This is a genomic window from Novipirellula methanifontis, assembly GCF_052161655.1.
GTDB lineage: Bacteria > Planctomycetota > Planctomycetia > Pirellulales > Pirellulaceae > Novipirellula.
The window spans coordinates 6,974,934-6,998,900 of sequence record NZ_CP197418.1 but is presented as its reverse complement, the minus strand read 5'-3'; the positions used below and the strand labels follow the sequence as shown (position 1 = coordinate 6,998,900).

Below are 23,967 nucleotides of genomic sequence, written 5' to 3'. Positions count from 1 at the left end.
TTTCCATGTCTGCACCGAACAATGTTGTTGGTTCCGTCGAATTAATGATGGACGGTCCCGCGGAGCTCGCCGATTTTTCGGAACTTGCCACCGAAGTCGAAGTGCAGCGAATTGACGTTGCGACCGAACTGGCTCAACAGTATGCCAAGTACTATGCGCTGCCGTTTTTTGATCCACCCGACGATGCTCCGCTGCCAATCGACCCCGGCATTGCAGGAACGCTGCCAAGCGGATGGTGTTTTCGAAATCAAGTCGCACCGCTGAGCGACGATGGGAAAACCGTAGAAGTCGCGGTGGTTAACCCCGACAGTCTGCTGCTTGCTGACGAAATTCGTCGCTTAACTGGTCGCCAAATGCAACCGCTGTTTGCAACCGCAACGGTGATGGATCGTCTGATTGACACATTGTACGGTGACGAGTTGGCGGCGTCGGAGGTTCCGGTAGTGACGGCCCCCGCCGAAGCGAATGAACAACCTGTCGTCCAACCGCTCGCAACATCGGCTGTCTGTGAGGACGGCGAGCGAACCTCCCCCGCGATTAATCCACTTTCGCATATCTTGCGACCATTGGTTCAAGAAGTGGTAACGCAGATTGTGATCGAGCCTCATCAACACGCCTTTCGTGTTCGTGCACGGGGGCCCAAGGGCATGTATGTATTGCAGCGTCTCAGTCGCGTCGAAGGCAACGAGATTATCGACCAGGTGAGATCGCGGCTAAATTTAAGTGATAGCGAGCGAAGCCGCCTTCAATCCGAATCTTGCTCAGGTGAGTTCCGTGTCCGTTTGCGTAGTAAGCGCGTTTCGATCTTTGCCTCGTTTTGCCCGGGGACTTCGGGAACCATGCTGAATTTGACTCGCACGATCAGCTGTTCGGCCCCCGTCGCGATCGACAAGCTTGGTTTGCAACGAACGCAGTTAGAGCTGATTCGCGACGTGTTGCAAAAACAAAGTGGCTTGATCGTCCTTGCCGGACCGCGTCAAAGTGGCAAAACGACAACGCTGTATTCTATGTTGGCCGAATTGAATGATCCAAGTCGGCTGATTTGTACTCTCGAAGACTCGATGTCGATTCCATGTGAGGGCATCAATCAGCTTTCGCTTAGCAAACACTCGGAAATTAACAAGAAGTCAGCCATCGATTCTGTTGCGCGGCAATCACCCGATGTGATTGCGATCGATAAGCTTGATTGTCCCGATGTGGCTCGCGCTGCGATGCACGAGGCGGCGATGGGACGGTTGGTCATTGCAACTATCGAATGTGCCGATTCCGCGACCACTTCTGTTCGACTACAACAACTCGGTTTTGGCGAGCGTGAACTCAGCGACCTGTTAGCGGCAGTCATCTCGCATCGTAGAGTGAACCGGCTGTGTCGAAAATGCAGCAAATCACGTCCGATTGATCCCAACGACGCTGAACGGTTGGGTTTGGATGTTGATATGTTGGTTTCGAGTCCACAGGGATGCTCATCGTGTCGCGACTCAGGATTCGACGGAAGTCTGGTCGCTTTCGAAGTCAGTCAAGCAGGTCAGGCGTGCAAGCCGCGAATCGCCGATGTCGTTGCATCGCACTTGTTGGCTGGAACGGTTGCCGCTGACTCATTGTGCAGCCCAGCGGATGTCCTGCTTGCGTAGCCGGGCTTCCCATTTCTTGATCGTTTGGCCACGGCGAGCAGCATTGTCCTGTTCCGCTCGGTAGCTAAGGGTTACGCCCGTGATCTTTCGCAAGTTTTCAATCGCCAGTGCACGAACTGACATCGAAGGTGAATCTAGGTTACGAACGAGTATTTCGTCGCCTCCTCCTTCGAGCTGCTTTTGTGAGAAGCCAACCAGCAATTGGAACAACGTTTTTGCATTGCCCGCGTCCATTCGCTCAATTGCGTCATTGACCCGTTGCGCTGTTTCGACGTCGCGGTCAATCGCATTTTGAAGGGCTGTGTAATGATCACTCCAGTACGATCGTTGGTCCGCTTGGCTAAGCATTCCGTCACCTCCGAAAAATACGTCAGGCCGTCCGATGGACAATAGCGTCCGTGCGGCTAACGCGCCCGCTTCACTACGGCGGAACATGGTTGCTTCACGCAGTGAGATCTCGACCGGTTGATCGGGGATCATCAAACCCAACAATGCCTCGCGTGCGGACGCCTCGAGCGATTGGTCGTTGGGATCGGGAGGGGTGATCCAATCCAGTGGTGTTTTCGACTCCGACGTGATCGCGGGATCGTTGCCCCGTCTCACCCATCGTTGGCCCGTCGCCAATTCGGTCTCGTTTCCGTTTTCGGACAGGCCAACTTTGCCTTGTGCAACAAAGACTCCCACCGTATTGATGTGATTTCCTTCTTTCAGCGGATCAAAACCGGGAGCTCGAAAGTGGGCGATCGTCATGGCGACGAGTGATTCAATGTCAGGGAAATCGAGCGTGAGTGACTTACCATTGATTACCACGTTGATCGAGGACCCTGGCTTAATCGCCTCAAGTAAGACGCGGCCATAATCAACGTTCAGCACTGGCTTCTCGCCGGCGCCACCGGTCCAATGAATCTTTGACGGGCCGACCAACGTCACGGCCATGTCATCGACGGTGTCCAGCCGAACGCGATAGGTTGGGGCACAGACGATCGTCCGTTGGGCACCGATCACAGCATCCTTGTTGATTTGAACTGGTGTTCCATCATCGCCAATCGCGAAAACGAGAGCCGAATCGCTTGTCATTTTTGCGACTCCTACGTTGCTGTTCTTGACTGCATCAGCAGCAGCCTCGGCAGTTTTCGGATCCATTACTTCCGGACGCGTCGGTGGATCACCACCATCGGTATTGGCAACCATTTCCGCTTTGTCATCGGCAGAACTCGCATCGATGCCGGTTTTGGTTTCGACATCGGTGGCTAACGCGGGTTTAGCGGGTTCACCGGCCGGGGGAGGAATCGTACCGCTTTCCATCGGAGTGTCGGTGGAATCGGGTTTGGGTGCCGGTGCTGGCGTCGCCACTTCGACTAGCGTTGGCGGTTGATCCGGGTTGACCGTATCCGTCTTGGGATTGTCAGTCGTCGCGTTTGTTGACTCCGATACTTCGGAGGTTGCCATTTCGGGGGTTCCCGTCGGCGAGGGTACCGGAGTCGGCTTGGGCAAGGGGAGGTTTTCGAACGCTGGGTTGTCGTCGTTCGTTTCTGTCTCGGTAGACGTCGCAGGCGTCAAGTCGCGTGCGGGGGTGCCAATCGGAACCATCGGCGGTGCATCGCTGGCGGAGATTTCAATCTCTTTGGGCGGCACCGTGACCGGGGCTTTGGACGAGCCGAAATCGTCCGTCGTGACGTCGGACCAAGTTTGACGCGAATCCGACTCGGCGACGGTGGATCGATTTAATAGGGGCTCAAAGATGCGAACCAACGCAAACAAAAGTACTCCGGCGAGTGCCAGTGAAACCAACCAAGGTGCAATGCGGCTTGTCCGTATCGAACCGCCGTACATCTGTGCTGCCTCAAGTGCCGATCGAGGGCGGCCACTGGCCATCATGCCGTCTCTCGCATTTTCGCGGCGGCGAACTTCTGCATCATCCGATTGACGAATCCGCGTTGGTGCGTCTGACACACCTGAATCGCCAGGCCCTACCGGTTGGACCATTCCGCCTGGATGTGCCGTGCTGGACTGGGTTGCCGCATCGTGTAACGCATCGAGTTCCGACTGCTCGTGTCCGGCGGGCACATCAATATCCGACACCGCCTGAGGATTGACCTGCGTTGGATCGGCATCGGGTAGCGCCACGGACGAAAAGCTGCCTGCGGTGGCCACGTCTGCGATGTCCCGATCAGGTAACGAATAAATCCGCTGGCGAAGTTCAGGCGACACCTCGGCCGTCTTGCCCAAAACCATCGTCAGGATTTGATGACATGCCGCGGCTTCGGCGAGTTGTTGGTCCGATTCCAAACACGCTCGTTCGATTTCCGATATCTGTTCGGCGGACAACGTGCTGTCGAGGTACTCGCTAATCACGTTGGCTTCTTCGACGGGGCCTACCGCGTCGGGTGCGGGAGCGGACAGGTTGGATTTCGCCAAACTGGAACGAATCCGCTGGACCAATTGCCCCGCAAAGCCGCTCTCGGCGACTTTCGCTCTCAGCGATTCCGCGTCGTTGGGGTCCAGGGTGTTGTCGAGATAGGCCAGCAGGGTGCGAAGCGTTAATCGCATAGTCGTCGACTCGTTTAGTTGCGCCGAGCTTTGTAAAGCCATCCCGGACGAGGAAGACTGATGATTTAGTTAGCCGTTTGGGCGCTAGCCACGGTTCCGTCACCATCCAACCGGGGCAGCGCCCAAACGGCTAAATCTACAGCGGTGATGTCGTACTAAATCAGCAGTCCCTCAGGGGGTGGGGAAAGCTCGGGTGGGGGCAGTGGAAAATCGGATCCTCTGTAATAGTTAGTGACCTGGCACACAGAGATCCGTGCAAGAATCTGTCAAAATTCTGAAAAGAAGTCAGGTAGGCGAAAGTAAATGGGATTCATTTCGCTTGCGGCAAAACGAAACGCTGTGAAGCATTTCCTGTAGCTACCTTCGCCAGAAGGTGGTAATTCGCATTTGCGCGGCGGCCATACGCGCTCTGGTGAGCGTAGCTACAAAATGCAAATGACGTAGATTGTCGCCGTTTCCGTGCTGAAAAGTGTTCGTTTGCTTCGGATTGCGTTCGCTTGCTGGTAGATCTACCCATTCCGCCGCGACTATGATGTCGGGCAGGCCGTTTCGATCTTTGCTCGCGGAAATGGTCTTTTGCCACCCCGAGTCGAAACGCCTCGGCTCGGAATTCCAATCCCACCTCACAACCCGCCAGGATGATTGATGAAAAACATGATTTTGAACTCCTTTGTGATGCTTGCTGCAATGACGTTGATCGCATCAACCGCTCAAGCCGCCGAGTCGGATCGCGAGCTTTACGAAGTTCGCTCGTATCTGCTTGGCGAAAACGGAGATGCCAAAGCGATTGATGCTTATTTGAAGGGTGCCTTGGTTCCGGCATTGAATCGACACGGCATCAAGACGGTTGGCGTCTTCACTAATTCAGAGAACGATGAAACCGGCAGCGAGCGAATCGTTGTCGTGATTCCCTATTCCAATGCCGATCAAGTTCTCGCGATTCGCACCGCGTTGGCGAAGGATCAGCAATATCTCGCTGATGCGAAGAGCTATCTGGACCGCGCGCCCAAGAACGCACCGTATCAGCGTATTACGTCAGAGCTGCTTTCGGCGATGGATTGTATGCCCAACGCCAAAGTTCCCGAAGGCACGCTTTCTAACGACGATCGCGTCTACGAACTTCGATTGTACGAGAGCCCCAATGAGCGACTCGGCGATCTTAAGGTCGAAATGTTCAATTCTGGCGAAGTGCCGATTTTTCTCGACAGTGGTATCCAACCGTTATTCATTGGCCAATGTGTCGTCGGGCCGAACACACCCAGCTTGACCTACTTGACGGTTTATCCAAGCGAAGAAGCTCGGGGCAAGGCGTGGGACGCGTTTCGCGCCCACAAGGACTGGGCCGTGCTGAGCAAAGTTGAAAAGTATCAAGGCACGGTTTCACGCATCGACAAGTACGTGTTGGTCGCCAAGCCCTACTCGCAGATGTAGCGTTCGATTCGCAGATGTAGCCCAGCGTTCGCAGATGTAGCCCAGTATGGCGGTTGGCGGAGCCGCAGGGTTTCTCTAACCCGCATCGTTGGCTCACGCGGAATCGACAGGATCGCCCGAGGTTTCATTCCTCGAATTTAGCCTCGGGATGACTTTTCTCGCATCGTCGTGCGAGTTAGGATTTGCGTCATGACACCAATGATGAAACAGTATCATGAAGCAAAAGCCGCTTGTGGCGATGCGCTTTTGTTCTTTCGTATGGGCGACTTTTACGAGTTGTTCCTCGATGATGCAAAAACAGCGGCCCAGTTGCTGGGATTGACTCTGACCAGCCGCGATCGAGACAGCGATAACCCTACCGCGATGGCGGGGTTTCCGCATCATCAGCTCGATTCGTATCTAAACAAGCTGATTCGGGCTGGCTATCGAGCCGCGGTTTGTGAACAGGTCGAGGATCCCAAACAAGCCAAGGGACTCGTTCGACGCGAGATTACCCGGGTGGTGAGTGCCGGGACGCTGACCGACGATGGATTGCTCGATCCGCGCGAAGCGAACTTCCTGGCCGCGGTTTATCTGGTCCCCGTCAAATCGTCGGGCAAGAAATCCAAAGGCGAACAGCCCGAGCCGCAAGCCGGAATCGCCTGGGCCGAACTTTCCAGCGGTCGTTTCGAATCGGGCGTCTTTCCGGTCTCACGGATCGAAGACGAACTAGCTCGCATCGGGCCTGCGGAAGTCCTGTATCGCGAAGACGACGCACGATTCACTCCCGATACCACCGCACCTTGGTCATGGACCTCGCGGCCGGCATGGTCGTTTGCCGAAGACGCGTCACGCGATGCATTGTGCAAACAATTTGAAGTTCACAACCTCGAAGGTTTCGGGTTTGGTGATACCGATGCTGCGGCGATTCGGGCTGCCGGAGCGGTGCTGACCTATTTGCAAGAAACGCAACCAGGCGGCCTCGACCACTTTCGCCAAATCAGTGCCCATCATCGCTCGCCTGTTTTGCAGATTGATGCGTCGACGCGACGCAGTCTCGAGGTCACTCGAACGATGCGAACCGGGTCACGCGAAGGATCGCTGCTAGGCGTGATCGACCGCACTTGCACTCCGATGGGCGCACGATTGCTGGCCGATTGGATGGCAGCCCCTCTGGTCCATCGCGAATCAATCGAAGCCCGACTCGACGCGGTTTCGGAACTCGTCAACGATTCGCGTCTGCGTGGGGATGTCCGCACGACGCTCAAGCGGACGTTTGATTTGACTCGCCTGCTGGCTCGCATCGCGACCGGACGCACCGGCCCGCGAGACCTGCAACAAGTTTCTCGAACGCTTGAAAATCTGCCTGAATTGAAAGCCAAGCTGACCGATCGCAAGGCAGAGCGTTTGGGGTTCGTGGAAGCTCATTTGCACCTTTGTCCCGAATTGCGGTCGCAACTTGAAAACGCGTTGGCCGATGAATGTCCGCTGAATGCCGCCGACGGGAACTTTATTCGCGTTGGGTTTGACGAAGAGCTTGACGGATTGCGAAAGTTGGCTGCAGGCGGCAAGGAATGGATCGCCGCCTATCAACGCAAACAAATGGAAACAACCGGGATCACCAATCTGAAGGTCGGTTACAACCGCGTCTTTGGTTATTTCCTAGAGGTGAGCAATGCCAACAAAGATAAGATTCCTACGGAGTACATTCGCAAACAAACGCTGAAGAATTGTGAGCGTTACATCACTCCGGAGCTGAAAGAATACGAAGAAAAAGTTCTTGCGGCGGATGACAAAGCGTCCTCACGCGAACAGTTGTTGTTCCAGAACTTGCGGCATGAAACGCATCGTCATCTGAATATTCTGCAAGAAGTGGCGGTGGCGATTGCCGAGCTCGATGTGTTGGCCGCGCTCGCCGAAATTGCGGCGCAGCGGAAATGGGTTCGCCCGGAATTGACTGAGGACTCGGTGTTGCGGATCGAAGCAGGACGTCATCCGGTGCTCGATGTCACGTTGCCGCAGGGCGAATTTGTGCCCAATGATTGCGTGCATTCGCCCGAGGCGGGGATGATCTTGTTGATCACGGGGCCGAACATGGCGGGGAAAAGTACCTACATTCGCCAAGTAGCATTGATCACCTTGATGGCACAAGCTGGTTCTTTTGTGCCAGCCGATTACGCGTTGGTGGGAATCGCCGATCGCATCTTTGCACGTGTCGGAGCGAGCGACGAATTGAGTCGTGGACAAAGTACGTTCATGGTCGAGATGGTCGAAACCGCTCGGATTTTGAACACCGCGACTTCTCGTAGTCTGGTGATCTTGGACGAAATTGGGCGTGGGACGAGCACCTATGATGGATTGTCATTGGCATGGGCGATCACCGAACATTTGCACGAGCAAGTGGGATGTCGCACGTTGTTTGCCACCCATTACCACGAATTGACCCAGCTCGAAGAAACACTGCCCCGCGTTGCCAACTTGAACGTCGCGGTCAAAGAGTGGAATGATGAAGTGGTGTTCTTGCACCGCATCGTCAGCGGAGGTGCGGACAAGAGTTACGGGATCCACGTTGCTCGTTTAGCCGGAATTCCCAAGGCCGTCAATGAACGTGCCAAGGACGTGTTGGCGCAGCTGGAACACGAGCATCGTGACGCGTTGGATCGACCGAAATTGGGAGGACCTGCGCAAGCCGACAGTAATGGGAATTTCCAATTGACCTTGTTTGGTTTCGCCGATCATCCGCTTTTGGACGACATTCAAAAATTGGATGTCAACGCAATGACGCCGATCGATGCGTTACAGTTTTTGCAGTCCGCAAAAGAGCAACTCAAGACCAAAGTCTAAGTGCCGGCAATCAATTGTCGCACGGCTTTCCAAGCCGTTAGCGCGTTTCACCTCCCCGAAACTTGTTTTGGGGAGGTCAGAGCGAGCGGAGCAAGCTCTGGGTGGGGCCTCGTTGTGTTAGGGACAGAGCGTACAAGCTCCAACGCAACCAACCCTCCCCGACCGCTATCGCGGCCGACCCTCCCGCACACGGGAGGGTAAATCTGCCATCGTCGCACGGCTTTCCAAGCCGTTAGCGTTCTTCACCTCCCCGAAACTTGTTTTGGGGAGGTCAGAGCGAGCGGAGCAAGCTCTGGGTGGGGCTTCGGTGTGTTAGGGACCGAGCGTGCAAGCTCATCGCAACCAACCCTCCCCGGCCGCTACCGCGGCCGACCCTCCCGCACACGGGAGGGTAAGTCCGTTATTGTCGCACGGCTTTCCAAGCCGTTAGCGTGCGTCACGCTTGATCGTCGAACAGCGAGCACCCACGTTCCTTGCCTATCGAACGGTCACCACAACGCTACCAGCTTGGAAAGCTGGGCGACAATGGACTTGACCGCAGGTTCTGGGTGGGGCCTCGTTGTGTTAGGAACAGAGCGTGCAAGCTCATCGCAACCAACCCTCCCCGGCCGCTATCGCGGCCGACCCTCCCGCACACGGGAGGGTAAATCCACTATTGTCGCACGGCTTTCCAAGCCGTTAGCGTGCGTCGCGCTTGATCGTCGAACCGCGAGCACCCACTTTCCGTGCCTCTCGAACGGTCACCACAACGCTTCCAGCTTGGAAAGCTGGGCGACAATGGACTTGCCCGCCGGCTCTGGGTGGGGCCTCGTTGTGTTAGGAATCGAGCGTGCAAGCTCAGCGCAACCAAGCCTCCCCGGCCGCTATCGCGGCCGACCCTCCCGCACACGGGAGGGTAAATCCGTTATTGTCGCACGGCTTTCCAAGCCGTTAGCGTGCGTCACCTCGCCCGGCTGCTGCGAAAGTAATGTTGACTTCCTCACAGCTGCCAGTGCCGGAACTCCGCTCCGCTGCGTTCGAGCCTACGAGGTGATGAGGATGGAGTATCATGGGAGCGCGACGACACTCGTTATCGATGGTCATTGTCTCACCTCGCACTCCCCCCCTCACCAAGGATCCCCTGCCAATGCAAAAGCCAAATCGTACGAACCGACGTGACTTCATTGCTGTTTCGGCCTCTGCCGCGGCGATTGCAGCGCCCTACTTTGTTTCATCACGATCGCTCGGCGCCGCCGAGCACGTTGCTCCCTCCGAGAAAATCACGCTTGGCGTGATCGGGATGGGACCGCGATGCACCTACGACATGAAGTCGATTTTGCAGCTCGGTGATGTGCAATGTGTTGCCATTGCCGATGTTCAGCAGTCACGCCGTGATGCCGGCAAAAAACTTGTTGATGAACACTACGGCAATCGCGACTGTCAACTTTATAGTGACTTTCGCGAATTGCTTGCCCGCACCGATATCGATGCCGTCATCATCGCGACGGGCGACCGTTGGCACGCTGCCGCCTCGATTCTGGCTGCCGAAGCAGGCAAGGATGTCTATAGCGAGAAGCCATGCGGAATCACGATCGGAGATTGCCAGAATATCTCGAGGACGTTTGAGAAGACCGAACGCATTTTCCAAGCGGGAACCCAGCGACGAAGCGTCCCTAATTTTCGGACGGCGGTGGAGCTCGCGCAAACCGGCCGACTTGGAAACATTGAAACGCTTCATGCATCGGTCTACATTCCAACGCTGCGGAATGAATGGTTGCCGGGCGAGCCGACACCGACCAGAGAAGTCTGTGATTGGAACATGTGGCTCGGCCCTGCTCCGTGGCGTCCTTACAACCCCAAGTATGTCAGCGGTGGGTGGCGAGGTGAATACGACTTCGACAGCGGAGCGAGATTGTTGGACTGGGGTGCCCACACCGTCGATTTGTGTCAATGGGCAAACCAAGCCGACGATACGATGCCGGTTCAGTACGATCCGACCGAGGAAAACATTACCTGCACCTACGCCAATGGCGTCAAGCTCGTCATCGACTTTCTCGCCGATCCGTTCGGCAACCGAGGACCACGTTGGATCACCCGGCTCGGCACCTGTCCCGTTCGATTTGTCGGAAGCGAAGGCTCGCTCGAAACGGGAGACGAAGGCGAGATCGTGGCAAGTTCGTCGAGTCTGAACCAGGAATTGGCTCAAAGCAAACGCGTACGCGGCCTCGACGTTTCCGCTCACGCCCGCAACTTCTTTGATTGCGTCAAGAGTCGTCAGCAAACGGTTTGCAATCCGACCGTAATGCGTCGTTCGCATGTCGCCTGTCATGCCGCCGCGTTAGCGTGGATCCTCAAACGCAAACTCACCATCAACCCCGAAACTGAAGAATTCGTCGGTGACGACGAGGCTAACCGACTGCGATTCCGAAGTCCTCGCGTTTGGTCATAGCGAAAGTCGCCAGCGTTTTTCGGAAGCCAAACAAAAAAAACGGCGGAGTGACTCAGTCGCTCCGCCGTTTTCGATTTACCAGAGATTTAGTCCGATCATTCGACAGAGATTTGTCTCGTGTAGCGGACTGGCTTGAAAGACGTCTAAACCTTTTCGCGTGTGATCGTAATTCCTTCAAACTCATTAGAATTGAGATCACTGGTTTCAGGCTCTGATTCTCTCAGTTCAGGATTGTCTTCGAGAAACTGCTTCACTTCTTCGATATTCGTTGCGTTTCCCTCTCCACTGTTTGCACCCCCGCAGCCGGCGGTGACGACTAGGCAACCAGCAACCAGCAACGAAGCCAAGCAACGGTTGGTCGTCCGTTGGAAGTTAATGTACTTTTGATTGTTCATTCTATTAATGTTCCCGTATGAATTGGGTTGCTAGCGACGTGGTTGACGTCGCTAGCTCGATAATTTGTGTTAAGAAAGTCAGCAGCAAATTCGTCTCCCACTTGATGCTGTAGAGAGTCGAACCACTTGCAGACTAGAAATCTTCGTCGATGGTTTCTTTGGCGGCACGTGTGCCCAATTTACCCCACAAACCAAAGGGGCTTTTCGAACCGGGCTTCACTGGCCCTCCCTCGTAGACCTGCGCCGAGCTACTGTCGCCAGCTTCGATGGAGTCGGTAATGAATTTCACCGCACCGTCACCCATCAAGACATGAACGCCCCCTTGGTGACGACTGCTGGGCGGAGCAATCAGCGAATTGCCATGATAGGTTTTGTCGATGCAAATTTCACGGTTCGGTGGCAGAATCGTGTTAATCTGAGCATACAATGGGCGTCCGGACGCCCACTTGTATCCACGACGTTGCTCGGAATTCCCTCTCGTTACGCCACTGCCCCAGAATTGAGGTCGTTCAGGGTCCTTGAAGCCTTCACATGAAATTGCTCCGCCGGCCAAACGAATCCCCTGCCCCGATTCACTTTTGGTTAGGGTCGATTCCTTCGCGTGCGTACGAACGTCTTCATCACCAAGGTCGGTCGCGATTTCTCCCATGCAGATGGTATTGGCAAGCCCATCGAGGACGTCGCGGAATCGCATCGTCTTGCGACCGATAAACATGCCTCGTTGTGCCGCGCGTGACAGCGTTGCAAAGTTGTCAACGCCGTTGTCTCGCAATGCGCCCCAGTTGCTCAAGTAGGCCGAATCGCCCGTACAAAAAACGTAGTTGGTTCTAGCGGCCGCAGGTAATCCAACACCCGGATCACTTGGACATCGCATTGCAGGGACTTCGGTGAGCCAAGGCTGATAGACGTTGACTGCGTGATGGCTGGCATTCATCAATGGGGTACCACCCATCGACGGCCAAACATCATTGGTGGTCGTCGGATCTCCATCCGCATCCAATGGGTTACTGATGTTTTCCCAAAGCGCTTGCTGCTCGAAAAACGGCAGCATGCCAACCATTGCGCTAAGTCCCAAGCGATTGTGGCCCGTTGCGGCTCTTGTAAAGTCGCCAGGGCCGTAGGTCCCCGTCATCAATTTGGGTAGCTGTTTGTATGCGGAATGGTAGTTGTGAACCGCCAAACCAAGTTGCTTCACATTGTTGCTGCAACTCATCCGTCTCGCCGCCTCGCGCGCGGCCTGTACGGCAGGCAATAATAACCCCACCAGTACACCAATAATTGCGATCACCACAAGAAGCTCTACCAACGTAAAGCCAAGTTTCGGTCTCTTCTGCATCTCTCTGAACTCCAATGAACAAGCGGAAAAGGAATGCTCGATCAAGGTGGCTGCAAGCTAATGGGGAGGAATAAACCTTACTCACCACCGGAACGGGCACTGCGTGCCTGTAACCTTAGCGGATGGGTGATGTGTGTGCCACCAATTTTGTGGCCGTCGGCAAAGAATATAGAGATGCCGGCGAGACAGGTGATCAGAGATGTACAGACGCTCTTCTCCCATAGTCTATAGGAACGCCGGAATGTCTATAGTCATTTGCCAGCAGCGTTTGTAGGACGTCTTTCCTGCCCGAAAAGGTGTTTTGCACGTGTGAGAAGTGTATAGAGACACCCGCTCTAAATACCTATTCGTGTATAGACTTTGGCGATTGCGGATGCCGTTCTAAGCCGATTTGCCATTGGGGGTCAGCCCATTGCCAAGCGGTTTGGGGATGTTTCGATTTTGATTTCCTTGCTCTCAGAGCAAAAAAAAACGGCGGGCGACTTAGTCGCTCCGCCGTTTTTAGAGTCATTTTGTGGAAAATTGGTTTAAGCGTCGCTTGGACGTACCGCTTGTTTGGTCGGTGGAGCCTCGGGCTTGGCCGCTTTTTCTTCCTCGCCGGACTCGTCCTTCAGTTCAGGGTGATCCTGGATAAACTTCGAGATTTCATCTTGTCCGGCGATCACGCCCGCGTCTCCGCCACCGCCGCAACCCACAATGGTTGCCATCAATCCGATTGCGAGAATAGTCAAACGAAAGCGGTTTCCAGCGAGACCGCGTCGTTGAATTTGAAAGTTCATGTGTATACGACTCTTTTTGATTTGGATGGTGTCCCGTCGAAATGATTCGACGCGACGTTAATGAAAACATCTGAATCGCTGGAGGATCGTTTCGTGATCCAGCGATGTGGGTTCGCAGCGTAAAATACGATCTTTAGAAATCGGCTGAGATCGTTTCTTTACTGGCACGAGTCCCCAAGGCACCCCACAATCCAAATGGGCTTTGCGCTCCTTGGGCGATCGGGCCCCCTTCGTACACTTGAGCGCTGTTACTGTCGCCCGCTTCGATCGAACTAGTCACAAATTTGACAGCACCGTCGGTCATCAGCACATGGCATCCACCTTGATGACGGCTGCTCGGTGGGAAAATCCCGGAGGTACCGTGGTACGTGTTGGACATGCAAACTTCAGAGTTGGGCGGCAGGATCGTGTTCACGCTGCCGTACATCGGGCGTCCAAGGGCCCATTTGTAACCGCGTCGTTGTTCCGAGCTTCCAACCATCGTCACGCCGCTCTGTTTCCAAAACTGAGGACGGGCAGGATCGAGATGAGTTCGGCACGACACCGCACCTCCCGCGTTGTACATCGGGTTGCCACCATCCGTACCGTTCATGAGGCTTTGGGCCGCGTGTCCACGGGCGTCCAGGTCACCCAGGTCGGTGATCATTTCACCCGAGCAAACCGTATTGGCGAGTCCGTCGAGAATATCGCGAAACTTCATTGTTTGCCTTGCAACAAACACGCCTCGGCAAGCGGCACGAACTCCCGTTGAACGTGTCGAGTCGGTGGTGCCGTTGTTGGCCAAACCGCCTTCGTTGGCACGAAAGTGCGAGTCGCCGATACAAGCGCCATAATTCGTTCGACCTTGCGCTGGCAATCCGGTACCCGGATCACTTGGACAACGAAACGAAGGTACTTCGGTCAACCATGGATCGTATTGGGTAACCGAATGGCCTCCGCCGCCGGTCAGCCCCTTCATGGGGCAAGGCCCCATTGCAGCGAACACGCCTTTGCCCAAAGGATCATTGAATGGATTGCTAATCTGCTCCCACAACGCTTGTTGTTCGATGAATGGTGTCAATCCGACAAGCCAACTGAGCTCAATTCGATTGTGCGATTTGGCAGGCGGGTCACCAAAAAATTCGGTGGAATTGGTGGTCCCTTCTTTGGTACCGGTTAATTGTGTCGGTAGCTGGTCATAGGCTGCGTGGTAATTGTGCAGCCCCAAGCCGATCTGCTTAAAATTATTGCTGCAGCTCATCCGGCGAGCCGCTTCACGTGCCGCTTGGACAGCGGGAAGCAATAATCCAACCAACACACCGATGATCGCGATCACGACCAGCAGTTCTACCAGGGTGAAACCAGAATTTGATCTTTCTTTCATCTTTTAAACTCCGAAATAAGGGAACAAGGATAGCGATGACATTTGTCTATGGATCAAAAGTTATTGATGGATGAGAGTGGAAAAGGAAGCTCTCTTTCATTAGCGATCAAAATCTATAGACGTATTTTTCTTGCAATAGTGTCGAGAAATGCGCTCGGAATAGAGAAATACAGAGGCGTTTCCAAGCAAGCGGCCTGGAAGGAAAGGGGGTGGGGGAGATGCTTTTAGCGAATGCTAACATCTCATTGTGGTGTTGAAGGGGGCACGCACAGAGCGTCGCACCGTACTATAGCCTAGTTGAACCCCTGGTAGTCTATGGAGTTTCGGATTTTCTTGACTGTAATTGCTGAAATTTATCCGCGGCTTGACGCTGCGATTCCGCTTCGGCGGCTCGGCCCAAACTTTGGTAGATGGCTTCTAACGCTCGGCGGGCGGAAACTTGAGAGGGATCGTTCTCAAGCGAACGTTTCAAAGCTTTGATCGCGTTTTCTGAGTTGCCATTGTTCTGTTCCGCTAATCCCAAGAAATAAGAGTCACTGGCGTCAACGTGAAGCTGTTCTAACGACTGGTAAAGCGGGATCGCTTTGCTGTTTTCACCGCGATCAAGATAAATCCGAGCCAAGGTATGGGCGGCAACGATACGAGCATCGGTGTCGACTTCGGTAGACAGAACTTCTTTCGCCAAATCTTCGGCAATGGGTAACGCTCCCTGCTCGCGGGCCAACCAGATCAAGGCGGCGTCGACGTCGGCATCCGCGTTTCCAGTCTGTTTTATCTGAATCAATTCAGCGGTGGCTTGGACCATCAGTTCCGCAAACTTCGCATCGCCGCCGCGACGTCGATAGAGTTCGAACTTGCTGAGTGCAGAGAGTCGTTGACGCTCAGCAGCACTGAGATGGCTGATGTCTAAGATCGGTTCGACTTCGGTGGACTTCTGTTCGGTATCGGCTTCGAGTTGCTGTTTCTTATTGGCATGAATACCGATTTGATGGTTGCTTAGTGCGAAGTGAGCAACGTCGGTATCACGGCGGGGCATGTGGCAATTTGCGCAATCGTTTCCGTTGGCGGCAAGTCGCTGGTCATGGGGTTCGCCGCATGCGTCGTCGCTGTGGCAATGAAAACATTTATTGCGATGGTACTCGACCTTGTTCTCGGCGGTCGGCACATCATGAGGATCGTGGCACGTGATACAGGTCAGCGTCTCGGTTTGCATATAACATTGACTTTGGTGCAGTTGCTCGACATGACCGACCAAGCTCATTGCATCATCGGTGGTTCGGAATCGATAGTCGACTCGGAAATCGGTCAACCGTAATCCGGGTCGAAAGTCCCAACTGTCTTTACCCGCGATCTTGAGCTCATTGATCCCTTGGCAATGGCATTGTTGGCAAATCGCTTCGGACAATTCACGGCTTAACGCCTTGGGATTGACGATGGTGTCATCGTGGCTGAGGTCCGCGGGGTTGGTTGCGTTTTCCCGATGCCGTTTCGCGTGCAATTCGCCGGGACCATGGCAACGTTCGCAGCCAATCGTGGCTTCAAGGATCTCGAACTTGTAGGGATCATGTTTCGTGTGCTTGATCGATCCGACGTGGCAAAACACACAGCCCACCGTCACCTCGCGGCGAAATGATTGATGGGCGGGGACATCGTATCCCGGTGACATCGCCCATGTCTGATGATCGTCAAAATAGGTGATGGGAGATTCGATATGAAAATCGCCCACTCGCGCAAGATAGCTCTGCGAATGCGTTCCGGAACCGAGCGTGACGCTCATCGGCATCTTGGTCTCGCCAAGCGGTTCTCCCTGCTCGCTGAGACGTTGCTCGCTATGAAACATTTTCCCATCGGCGATTTCCACACGATAGCGATGACCGCTTGCATCGTGTTTAAACTCTCCGGGGGCTGGTTCGAGCGCTACGTCAGTGAAACGTGCCGCCTTGCTGTGCAGCGTTTGCAGGAAGCTTTCGTGCTGACTTTCGTGACACGACACACATTGGTCTGATCCGATGTACTTGACCGAGGCCTCGCTGTTGGCCGGCGGCTTGGTTTGCTGCTCAATCCCGTTTTCTTCGGCAGATAGCAACATCCCGCCATGTTGCAAAGTAAAACACACAATGACGGTGATCAGTCGCAGCACGTTCATAGTCAAGTCTTCAGGCAAATCATGTGTTAAGCAGGTAGGCAGGAATCATTGGGTGAAATCCCGTTAGCCGTTTGGGCCAACGCTGTGAAGCATTTAGAGATGGCAAATTACGGCATTTGCATTCCGTAGCTACGCTCGCCAGAGCGTGGATGGTTGCCGGCCAATACGAATCACCACCTTCTGGCGAAGGTAGCTACGAGAAAATGCTTCACAGCGTTGCGTTTGGGCGCTAGCTCCGGTTGAATGTCGGAACCGTGGCTAGCGCCAAAACGGCTAATATACTGAAAGACTCCTGCCTAGCTGCTTAGATTCCAGAGCCCATAGGCTAGTTGGAGTTCAGGGTCGACAAATAGGCTACCACGTCGCGTACCTCTTTGCGTGTCAGGACGTCAGTCATGTCGGGCATAATCGAAACCTCGTTTTTGGAAACGTCTTCGATCTCGTCGTTGTTCAAGCGGATCTCTTTGCCCTGGCTGTCCGAGATAATCGTTTCGTCCTCGCTTTCGGATTTGACCAATCCCATCACGATCTGTCCAGAATCCAGCAGGAACGATTGAGTTTGGTACTTCTTGTCGATGTCTTTGCTTGGCGCGATGATGCTTTGCAGCAGATAGTCGCGGTCTTTGCTGCCCGCGATCCCAAGCAAGTTGGGGCCAACATCGCTTCCCTCTTTGCCCACCTTGTGACAGCGAATGCACTGGGCGCCCAGATGAGTATTGAAGAGGACTTTGCCTTTGGCAGCATCGCCCCCGTCGCGGCTGACCAAAAACGGCCGAGTCTTTTCAGGCGTGGTCGCCCATCGTTGATCTAACGCCGCAGTGGCTTTGTTCAGTGCCACCTGAATCGCGGGGGCTCGCTTCGCTCGTTGCTCGGCCGTTTCTAAAACATCAAGCATGATCTCGCTTGATAAAGTGTCGCTAGTGATTTGGTCCAGCATCGAAATCAATTGTTGCCGCGATGTGTCACCCTGCTGTTTGCTCAATGCCGAGATCGCATACTGTTTGACCGCCAATTTCTTGCTGTCCGAAATCAAACGTGTTAAGAAAGCGTCAGCTTCATCGGCATTGTGTTTTGCGTAGAAGTTGATTGCGGTCAGTTGCAGGTTCGTTTCACGATCCTGCATGGCCGCGGGAAGTACCTCTTTCAGTGCCTCGGGATTTTGTTTGTCCAGTGTTTTCAGCGCGGCGACGCGAAGATCGACATCTTGGTTCGTCGTGCGAACGATTTCACTGAGCGAATCCGCCGACAATTTGGTATTGGTTCGGGCCGCGGCATCGATCGCAGCAGATTGCAGTTTAGGGTTGTTTTCGCTCGCCAATTTCGATAGCACGGTGCTCAAGCGTGCGGGATCCGTTTCACGCGGCAGCGTTGCGTAGCGTCGACGGCCATCGACCCGATCCAGTGGATCGGGTTTCATCCACGAACCCAGCATTTTGATGGCTTCGATTCGCAGCGGAACGCTGTTGGCATCTTGGCTTGCGTATTGGATGACAGATTCAAAATGCTCGCGTCCTCCTAGGCGATAGTTGGCATTGAGCAGTCGGCGAATGAACGATTCCCCGTTGTGTTGTGCAGCAGGCAACGCGGCGGCCAGCACCTGCAATTGTTCATCACTCGAGAAATCGTCATGCAGGGCACGAGCAGCTTCGGTTGCCACTTGTTCGCTGGGGTCGCCGAGAAACGGTTCGAGCGCACGTCCCGATTCATTGCCACGAAGGGCGACGACCAAGTTCAGTCGCCCCACCATCGTTGAAGAGTCTTGGGCCGCTGTCAATTGTTCTGCGGTAGCACAGCTTCGCAGCGCTCGCGAAACTGCAAATCGCAGATAACGATCCGATTCGGCAAGCGAGCTGGAGAGCTGAAGCAGCGGATCGACGGCGTCGCTGGATGCGTGTTTGCTCAACGCGATCATTGCCATAAAGCGAACGCGATCGCTGGAGTCTTTCAATAACGGGATGAACATCGATCCGTCGACGCCACTGATGTCGGTTAACGTTCTCGCCGCTTGGGCTCGCATTTCCGCATCGTTCGATTGGACGATCGAGACCAGTGATTCGGTGGCTGTTGCTTCGCCGCCGCGAGCGAGTTGTCCGAGTCCCCAGACCGCATGGACTCGTGTCATTTCCGATTCCGATGTAAACGCACTGCGTAGTGTGTCAATGTCTTTCTGTTTGACCAATTCAAATTGGGCACCCATGCGAATGCGTTGGTCATCGTGACCGAGAAGTCGATGGAGTTCTGCAGCGGGCAACTGCGAAAAGCCGTTTTTGAGTTGCTTGGCCACCTCGCCACGGATTTCAGCGAGATCTGAATCGGGAGCATCGATTTTCCAGACCGCTCCCGACTGGTTCAGTGGATAGCCGCCGCCCCAGTCGACGCCGTATAACGCTCCATCGGGACCAAAGTTGATTCCAACCAACGGAATGCCACTACCAATCGAGTGTTCGTTTTCCATCGTAAACGAAGCGCCGGCGGGCATGGCTTGGAAGGCGAACTGAAAGCCACCGGGAGCTCCGGTCAAGAAAAAGTAATCACGATACGCCGACGAAAGGGCGGTTCCGGGATTGAAGGTAAATCCGGCAGGGCCATCGATGTAATTTTTAAGCGTGGGAAGAATATAGGAAGGCTGTCCCGCGAAATGGGGAACCCACAATCGTTCGTCGGTCCAAGGGTTAAAGCCGTTGCCACGATATTGATAATTGCAACGCCATCCAGCATCCATGCCACGAACGATGTAGACAAATCGCTCTTTTTCATTGGGTTGATCGGCGTCGTTGTCGACTCCAAACAGGTTGCCGTATTGATCAAAAGCCAACTCTTGCACGTTTCGCAATCCGTGGGCGAACACTTCAAAATTGCTGCCATCCGGATCGCAACGCATCACACCACCTTGATTGGGATAGTGAAAACGTTTGCCTTCGCGCGACGTCAATGAAATCCCTTTGTCACCGATCGACCAATAGATCTTGCCATCGGGGCCGACGGTCAAACCATGCATGTCGTGACCTGCGTAGGCGATGTGAATCGCAAACCCCGATGCAATCGCTTCGCGAGTGTCGGCAACGTGATCATTATCGGTGTCTCGCAATCGCCATAGATCCGGGGCAATCGTGGCATAAACATCGCCATTGAACCACAACACGCCTGCGGCGATTCCCGTGACTTCGGTTTGAAAGTCTTCGGCAAACAACTCGAATGTATCGGCAGTGCCATCGTGGTCGCTATCACGCAGCGTGTGGATCTTTTCACTGATGACGGTCAAGTCACGCCAATCGTGCGATCCATCATGGTTTAGATCATCAACACGTTTGCGGTTTTTCTCTTGATCTTGGTTTGGGGCCAGACGTTGATGATAAAATTCTCGGCGATCATCGACGCTTTGAAATCCGACATCGTTGGTGATCCAATCGCGATTGTTTCGAATGTCAAGATCCTGAGCCTTCCGCCGCTGCGTTTGAGTCACATACGCCGTGCCTTCGTTGTCAAAACTGATGGCCACCGGGTCGGGCACGTTGATCTTGCCGCTCCATTTGGTGTAACGCAGCGGAGTCGAGCTTGGCGGTTCTGTCGCAATTGCGAAACTGAATTGGCAAACAAAAAGGACAGCGGCGAGCATAACAGCGGCGAACAGGCGAAAATGTGAAAGCATGGTGCAGATTTTAGGGTTGCGAAGACGTGACAGATTGCTGGGCCGGCTGCAGCGCAGGATCGTCGAGATCAATTCGATATAAGATTTGGTTATAGTCGTAATACGGCGTCGCCGCCGCGTGATTGGCGAACTCCGCCGTATACGTTCCTTCGAACAGTAGGACGTGTTCACCCGCCTGCGTTAGTTCAGGATGTAGACGTGGATTATAGAACGTGTAGTTGTCATGTGAAAGAATTTCGACGGCGTCGCCCCAAGGTCCCATGGGCGAATCGGCTTCGGCATACCACAGCGTTCCAAAGGCGGTCGTTTTTCCGAACTTTTGCATGAAGACGGTCACCCAACGTTTGCGGAACGCATTCCATGCAATCGATCCTGAATGCGGTACGATCTCGCTGTCATCGTCGGCCGAGCGAAGCGTTTTTTGAGGTGTGATCGTTTTCCAAGTCTCGAAGTCTTTCCAGGCTTCATAGTTGGCGGCGATTTGAATGCGAGGTAGCGGGTTGCCGAACAACAGCCAACGTTTACCCTCAGTGTCGGTCCAGAACACCGGATGACCTTCTTCGGCGAGCGATGGCTGCGGTGTGAAATCGGATGCTTTCCATACCTCGCGAACGGCTTCAAATTCCGAATTCGACTCGTTCCATTCGCACAGTCCTGCTTCGTACGTCTGGAGATGCCCTTTGATTTTTCGATAAAAGGCAACTAAATGCTCGTCGCCATTTTTGTCCGGTAGGCTGACGTAGCCAGTCAACCAAGTCGGACCGTCGCCGGGGATCGGAGCAACGCCTTTGGGACGCCCGCGTTCATCGAGAAACAAATTGAACTTGGGTTTTAGTGGCGGTCGCACGGAATCAAACGGGTTTAGCGACGTTGTTCCGCTGGTCATATCAAACACGCCCAATGGGTAAGGGGCGAGCTTGGTGTCGCCCCACGCCCAAAACATCTTGCCCCGATGAACGGCGGTTTGCACGGAGTCGCATCCAAAAACCGGGCCGTCGTTCCAATCGAGTTCGTCGCCGAGTTTTTGACTTTCGGCAAACAAGCCAGACCCGGTTAACCGTCCCACACGTTTCGCGATCGCGGTTCGGTGGACCTTTACGATCAGTGTTTTGCCGCGACGTGGTGTCAGCCGAACGCCTCGAAAACCAAATCCATCCGCCGGGATTTCGTATCCGTGTCCGATCACACTGAAATAGACTTCACGATCGAGCAGCGATGGATCATCGATCGCGATTACTCCGGCATTGTCGGTGACAAAACGGACTTGGTGGGTCGTTTTTAATTCGACCAACGGGACCGGCCATCCCGATTGATCATCAACAACGCGAATTCGGCACGCGGTCAATTTTGTCGGTGCAACGTCTTGGGCGACGCTGAATGACGCAACCGTCAATCCGGTCAGAATGATGGTCAGAATGCGCGCTAAGAGATTCAACTTGGATGCTTTTGAAAGAGTGTCTCGGCGCCGTTTTTATCGCTGCAACGCAGGTAGCCGTGTTACGTTCGGTGATCTGCTCACGCGTGGGGTTATGATTTTTCTAAGCCGGAGGCTGTCGTAGGCGTCCGGGTTTTACGCATTACCCGGTGCCTTACGGCCCACGGCTCACGATCAAATCTGCACTTTGTTTGAATCAACCGATGCCTCTCGCCCAAACCGCTATTGGCGGAGTTCGCCAACACGCTGCAATGCTTCCCCGATCGTGCGAGGATCCGCGGGGGATTTTGTCACGGTTTCCATTTCGGTTGCGGTTTCAGCAGACGTCTCGAGTTCGCTTGATTCGCCGGGAAATCGAGGTTGTGGACGGACCGTCATTCCCCAGCCGTGCAGGATGCCGAAGCGATCACTCTGTGTTCCGCTGATCACTAATTGCCAAGCTCCCTGAACGCTTTTGCCATTAAACGCACTCAATCCTGGTTGGCGTTTGACGAGGGCTTCGGGCTGAAAACTGCCTTCGAACGGAGCCCGCGCCTTGGTGATCGAATAGCGAGCCGAGTCGTCAAAGATGGTCTGGTTAAAGTGATCGTCGTGAGCCCCGACACCGCTAAATAGTTCGATTCGCGTTCCATCGGGGCCGACCAGGTAACCGTCCAGAAAGGACGTGTAGGTATGCGTGATCGACAGCTGGACGTCCAAGTCGGCGATCAGGTAATTTTCGTTGATGTAGATTTCCGAGACCACGGTTTTGCGCGGCGGAAGTGCTTCCACGCTATCGCTGCGATAGCTGCCACCGACAAGTGACTTGGCCGAGATGGCTTCCGATGCAGTCAGTAGCCCATCCCCGTTGGTGTCGTATGACCTGAATTCCTCGATAAGTTCGTCGGTCCACTCGTCGGTGTACTCATCCATCGCCACTTGGTTGTCGCGATTGAAGTCGCGTTCGTAGAACCATCCAGGTAAACCGGAAGTCAAATCGCCTGCTTCGGCTTGCATTTCATCCAGGTAAGCTTGCAGTTCGCTGCGTTGGATTTCGCCATCACGATCCACGTCCAAGCGGCCAAAGGGGACGCCCAAACGAACGGCTTCGTCCGCACTAAGTCGGCCGTCACGGTCGGCGTCAAATCGCCCCAAAACGGTCGATGTCAGGTAGTCACGACCGCCACGACCACGACTGTAACGATCTCGTGAACTGGATTCGTCACGGCTAGGCAGTGACGGAGCGACACCGTTTCCAGTGCGTTTAGCTTTCTGGATCAGTTCACTGGAGGCTCCGGACAGCAATCGACGTCGTGCGTACCGCTGAGCAAGTTCAAGGCGACTGAGTTTGTTGTCGTTGTTGAAATCTTCGGAAAAGGGATCACGGTACTTCCATTCTGCTCGTTCGGCTTCGGTGCGATCAATAAATCCATCGTGGTTGCGATCCGATCGGCGAAGTGTCCGTTCGGCGTAGTCGATGTCTTCTTGGGTGTAAGGGTACTTTACCTCGGGTAGGCCAAACTCGGGGACTAGCGGTTGATTGGGGGCCGTGCCGAAATCCATCGGATTTGTATAGTCGTCGACATCCACATCACGTCCCGATACACCATTGTTCATCGCAAAGTAGACTCGCGCAGCCTCTTGCCACTTATCGATCCCGTAAGGACGCTCGAGCGACATGCGCCGCGCCGCGGCGACACGTTCGAGGTAGGGACGTGCCAATGGGGTGATCTCGGTCGGATCGATGTTCCCGTTTTGGTTGGTGTCGAGTCGCTCGAGCGATTCACGCAGACCGGATTGGGCGGACGCGTTGTCGACGCAAACCATCAAGCCGATTGCGAACACGATCGCAACAATCAAGCGTCGTTGGAGGCACAAGTGTGGTTTCATCGGAATCGGCAAGGGATTGGGGGAAGGTACGGTTTATTATTTTCGTAGCTACGCTCGCCAGAGCGTGGATTTCCGCCGAGATCGCGACAGCAGCTACGTCGAAATCCGACAGTGATTATCCGCTCTTACCGA

13 protein-coding genes are annotated in these 23,967 nt (G+C 54.5%); 4 read left to right on the top strand and 9 right to left on the bottom strand.

Annotated elements, in window-relative coordinates; genetic code table 11:
• The first annotated feature begins 5 nt into the window (after window positions 1–5).
• A complete protein-coding gene (locus tag SH528x_RS25420; RefSeq protein ID WP_442506251.1) occupies window positions 6–1,631 on the top strand; it encodes a GspE/PulE family protein in 1,626 nt (541 codons plus the stop codon).
• Here SH528x_RS25420 and SH528x_RS25415 read toward each other — a convergent pair.
• A complete protein-coding gene (locus SH528x_RS25415) occupies window positions 1,596–4,181 on the bottom strand; it encodes a hypothetical protein (RefSeq protein WP_442506250.1) in 2,586 nt (861 codons plus the stop codon). The genes SH528x_RS25420 and SH528x_RS25415 overlap by 36 nt on opposite strands.
• A 645-nt stretch (window positions 4,182–4,826) precedes the next feature.
• Here SH528x_RS25415 and SH528x_RS25410 point away from each other — a divergent pair.
• The 3 genes from SH528x_RS25410 (at window position 4,827) to SH528x_RS25400 (ending at window position 10,863) form a co-directional block, all read left to right on the top strand.
• Entirely contained in the window at window positions 4,827–5,612 is a 786-nt protein-coding gene (locus SH528x_RS25410) for an NIPSNAP family protein (protein WP_442506249.1), read from the top strand.
• Window positions 5,613–5,801: 189 nt separating this feature from the next.
• Complete coding sequence (gene mutS, locus SH528x_RS25405) at window positions 5,802–8,435, top strand: DNA mismatch repair protein MutS (protein ID WP_442506248.1); 2,634 nt, start codon at window positions 5,802–5,804, stop codon at window positions 8,433–8,435.
• Window positions 8,436–9,561: 1,126 nt separating this feature from the next.
• Window positions 9,562–10,863, top strand: a complete 1,302-nt coding sequence (locus SH528x_RS25400; RefSeq protein ID WP_442506247.1) for a Gfo/Idh/MocA family protein — start codon at window positions 9,562–9,564, stop codon at window positions 10,861–10,863.
• 143 nt (window positions 10,864–11,006) lie between these two features.
• Here the strand turns inward: SH528x_RS25400 and SH528x_RS25395 are convergent, their stop codons facing one another.
• From SH528x_RS25395 to SH528x_RS25360, 8 genes are all read right to left on the bottom strand, one after another.
• The gene (locus SH528x_RS25395) at window positions 11,007–11,258 is read right to left on the bottom strand and encodes a hypothetical protein (RefSeq protein ID WP_442506246.1); all 252 of its coding nucleotides are present in this window, start codon (window positions 11,256–11,258) and stop codon (window positions 11,007–11,009) included.
• A gap of 133 nt (window positions 11,259–11,391) precedes the next feature.
• On the bottom strand, window positions 11,392–12,594 hold the full coding sequence (locus SH528x_RS25390) for a DUF1559 family PulG-like putative transporter (protein WP_442506245.1): 1,203 nt from the start codon (window positions 12,592–12,594) through the stop codon (window positions 11,392–11,394).
• Between the two features lie 527 nt (window positions 12,595–13,121).
• Window positions 13,122–13,373, bottom strand: a complete 252-nt coding sequence (locus SH528x_RS25385; RefSeq protein ID WP_442506244.1) for a hypothetical protein — start codon at window positions 13,371–13,373, stop codon at window positions 13,122–13,124.
• Between the two features lie 133 nt (window positions 13,374–13,506).
• Entirely contained in the window at window positions 13,507–14,736 is a 1,230-nt protein-coding gene (locus SH528x_RS25380; RefSeq protein ID WP_442506243.1) for a DUF1559 family PulG-like putative transporter, read from the bottom strand.
• Window positions 14,737–15,049: 313 nt separating this feature from the next.
• A complete protein-coding gene (locus SH528x_RS25375) occupies window positions 15,050–16,882 on the bottom strand; it encodes a hypothetical protein (protein WP_442506242.1) in 1,833 nt (610 codons plus the stop codon).
• Between the two features lie 325 nt (window positions 16,883–17,207).
• Window positions 17,208–20,531: a PVC-type heme-binding CxxCH protein gene (locus SH528x_RS25370; RefSeq protein ID WP_442506241.1), complete on the bottom strand. Its 3,324-nt coding sequence runs from the start codon at window positions 20,529–20,531 to the stop codon at window positions 17,208–17,210.
• A gap of 10 nt (window positions 20,532–20,541) precedes the next feature.
• Window positions 20,542–21,966, bottom strand: a complete 1,425-nt coding sequence (locus SH528x_RS25365) for a hypothetical protein (RefSeq protein ID WP_442506240.1) — start codon at window positions 21,964–21,966, stop codon at window positions 20,542–20,544.
• 222 nt (window positions 21,967–22,188) lie between these two features.
• On the bottom strand, window positions 22,189–23,835 hold the full coding sequence (locus SH528x_RS25360; RefSeq protein ID WP_442506239.1) for a proprotein convertase P-domain-containing protein: 1,647 nt from the start codon (window positions 23,833–23,835) through the stop codon (window positions 22,189–22,191).
• Window positions 23,836–23,967 lie beyond the last annotated feature (132 nt).

What these genes read in the sequence shown, in the direction of transcription:
- SH528x_RS25385 (WP_442506244.1), bottom strand. Translation starts at nt 13,373, where the DNA reads ATGAACTTTCAAATTCAACGACGCGGTCTCGCTGGAAACCGCTTTCGT.
- mutS (WP_442506248.1), top strand. Translation starts at nt 5,802, where the DNA reads ATGACACCAATGATGAAACAGTATCATGAAGCAAAAGCCGCTTGTGGC.
- SH528x_RS25420 (WP_442506251.1), top strand. Translation starts at nt 6, where the DNA reads ATGTCTGCACCGAACAATGTTGTTGGTTCCGTCGAATTAATGATGGAC.
- SH528x_RS25380 (WP_442506243.1), bottom strand. Translation starts at nt 14,736, where the DNA reads ATGAAAGAAAGATCAAATTCTGGTTTCACCCTGGTAGAACTGCTGGTC.
- SH528x_RS25375 (WP_442506242.1), bottom strand. Translation starts at nt 16,882, where the DNA reads ATGAACGTGCTGCGACTGATCACCGTCATTGTGTGTTTTACTTTGCAA.
- SH528x_RS25370 (WP_442506241.1), bottom strand. Translation starts at nt 20,531, where the DNA reads ATGCTTTCACATTTTCGCCTGTTCGCCGCTGTTATGCTCGCCGCTGTC.
- SH528x_RS25410 (WP_442506249.1), top strand. Translation starts at nt 4,827, where the DNA reads ATGAAAAACATGATTTTGAACTCCTTTGTGATGCTTGCTGCAATGACG.
- SH528x_RS25415 (WP_442506250.1), bottom strand. Translation starts at nt 4,181, where the DNA reads ATGCGATTAACGCTTCGCACCCTGCTGGCCTATCTCGACAACACCCTG.
- SH528x_RS25360 (WP_442506239.1), bottom strand. Translation starts at nt 23,835, where the DNA reads ATGAAACCACACTTGTGCCTCCAACGACGCTTGATTGTTGCGATCGTG.
- SH528x_RS25395 (WP_442506246.1), bottom strand. Translation starts at nt 11,258, where the DNA reads ATGAACAATCAAAAGTACATTAACTTCCAACGGACGACCAACCGTTGC.
- SH528x_RS25390 (WP_442506245.1), bottom strand. Translation starts at nt 12,594, where the DNA reads ATGCAGAAGAGACCGAAACTTGGCTTTACGTTGGTAGAGCTTCTTGTG.
- SH528x_RS25400 (WP_442506247.1), top strand. Translation starts at nt 9,562, where the DNA reads ATGCAAAAGCCAAATCGTACGAACCGACGTGACTTCATTGCTGTTTCG.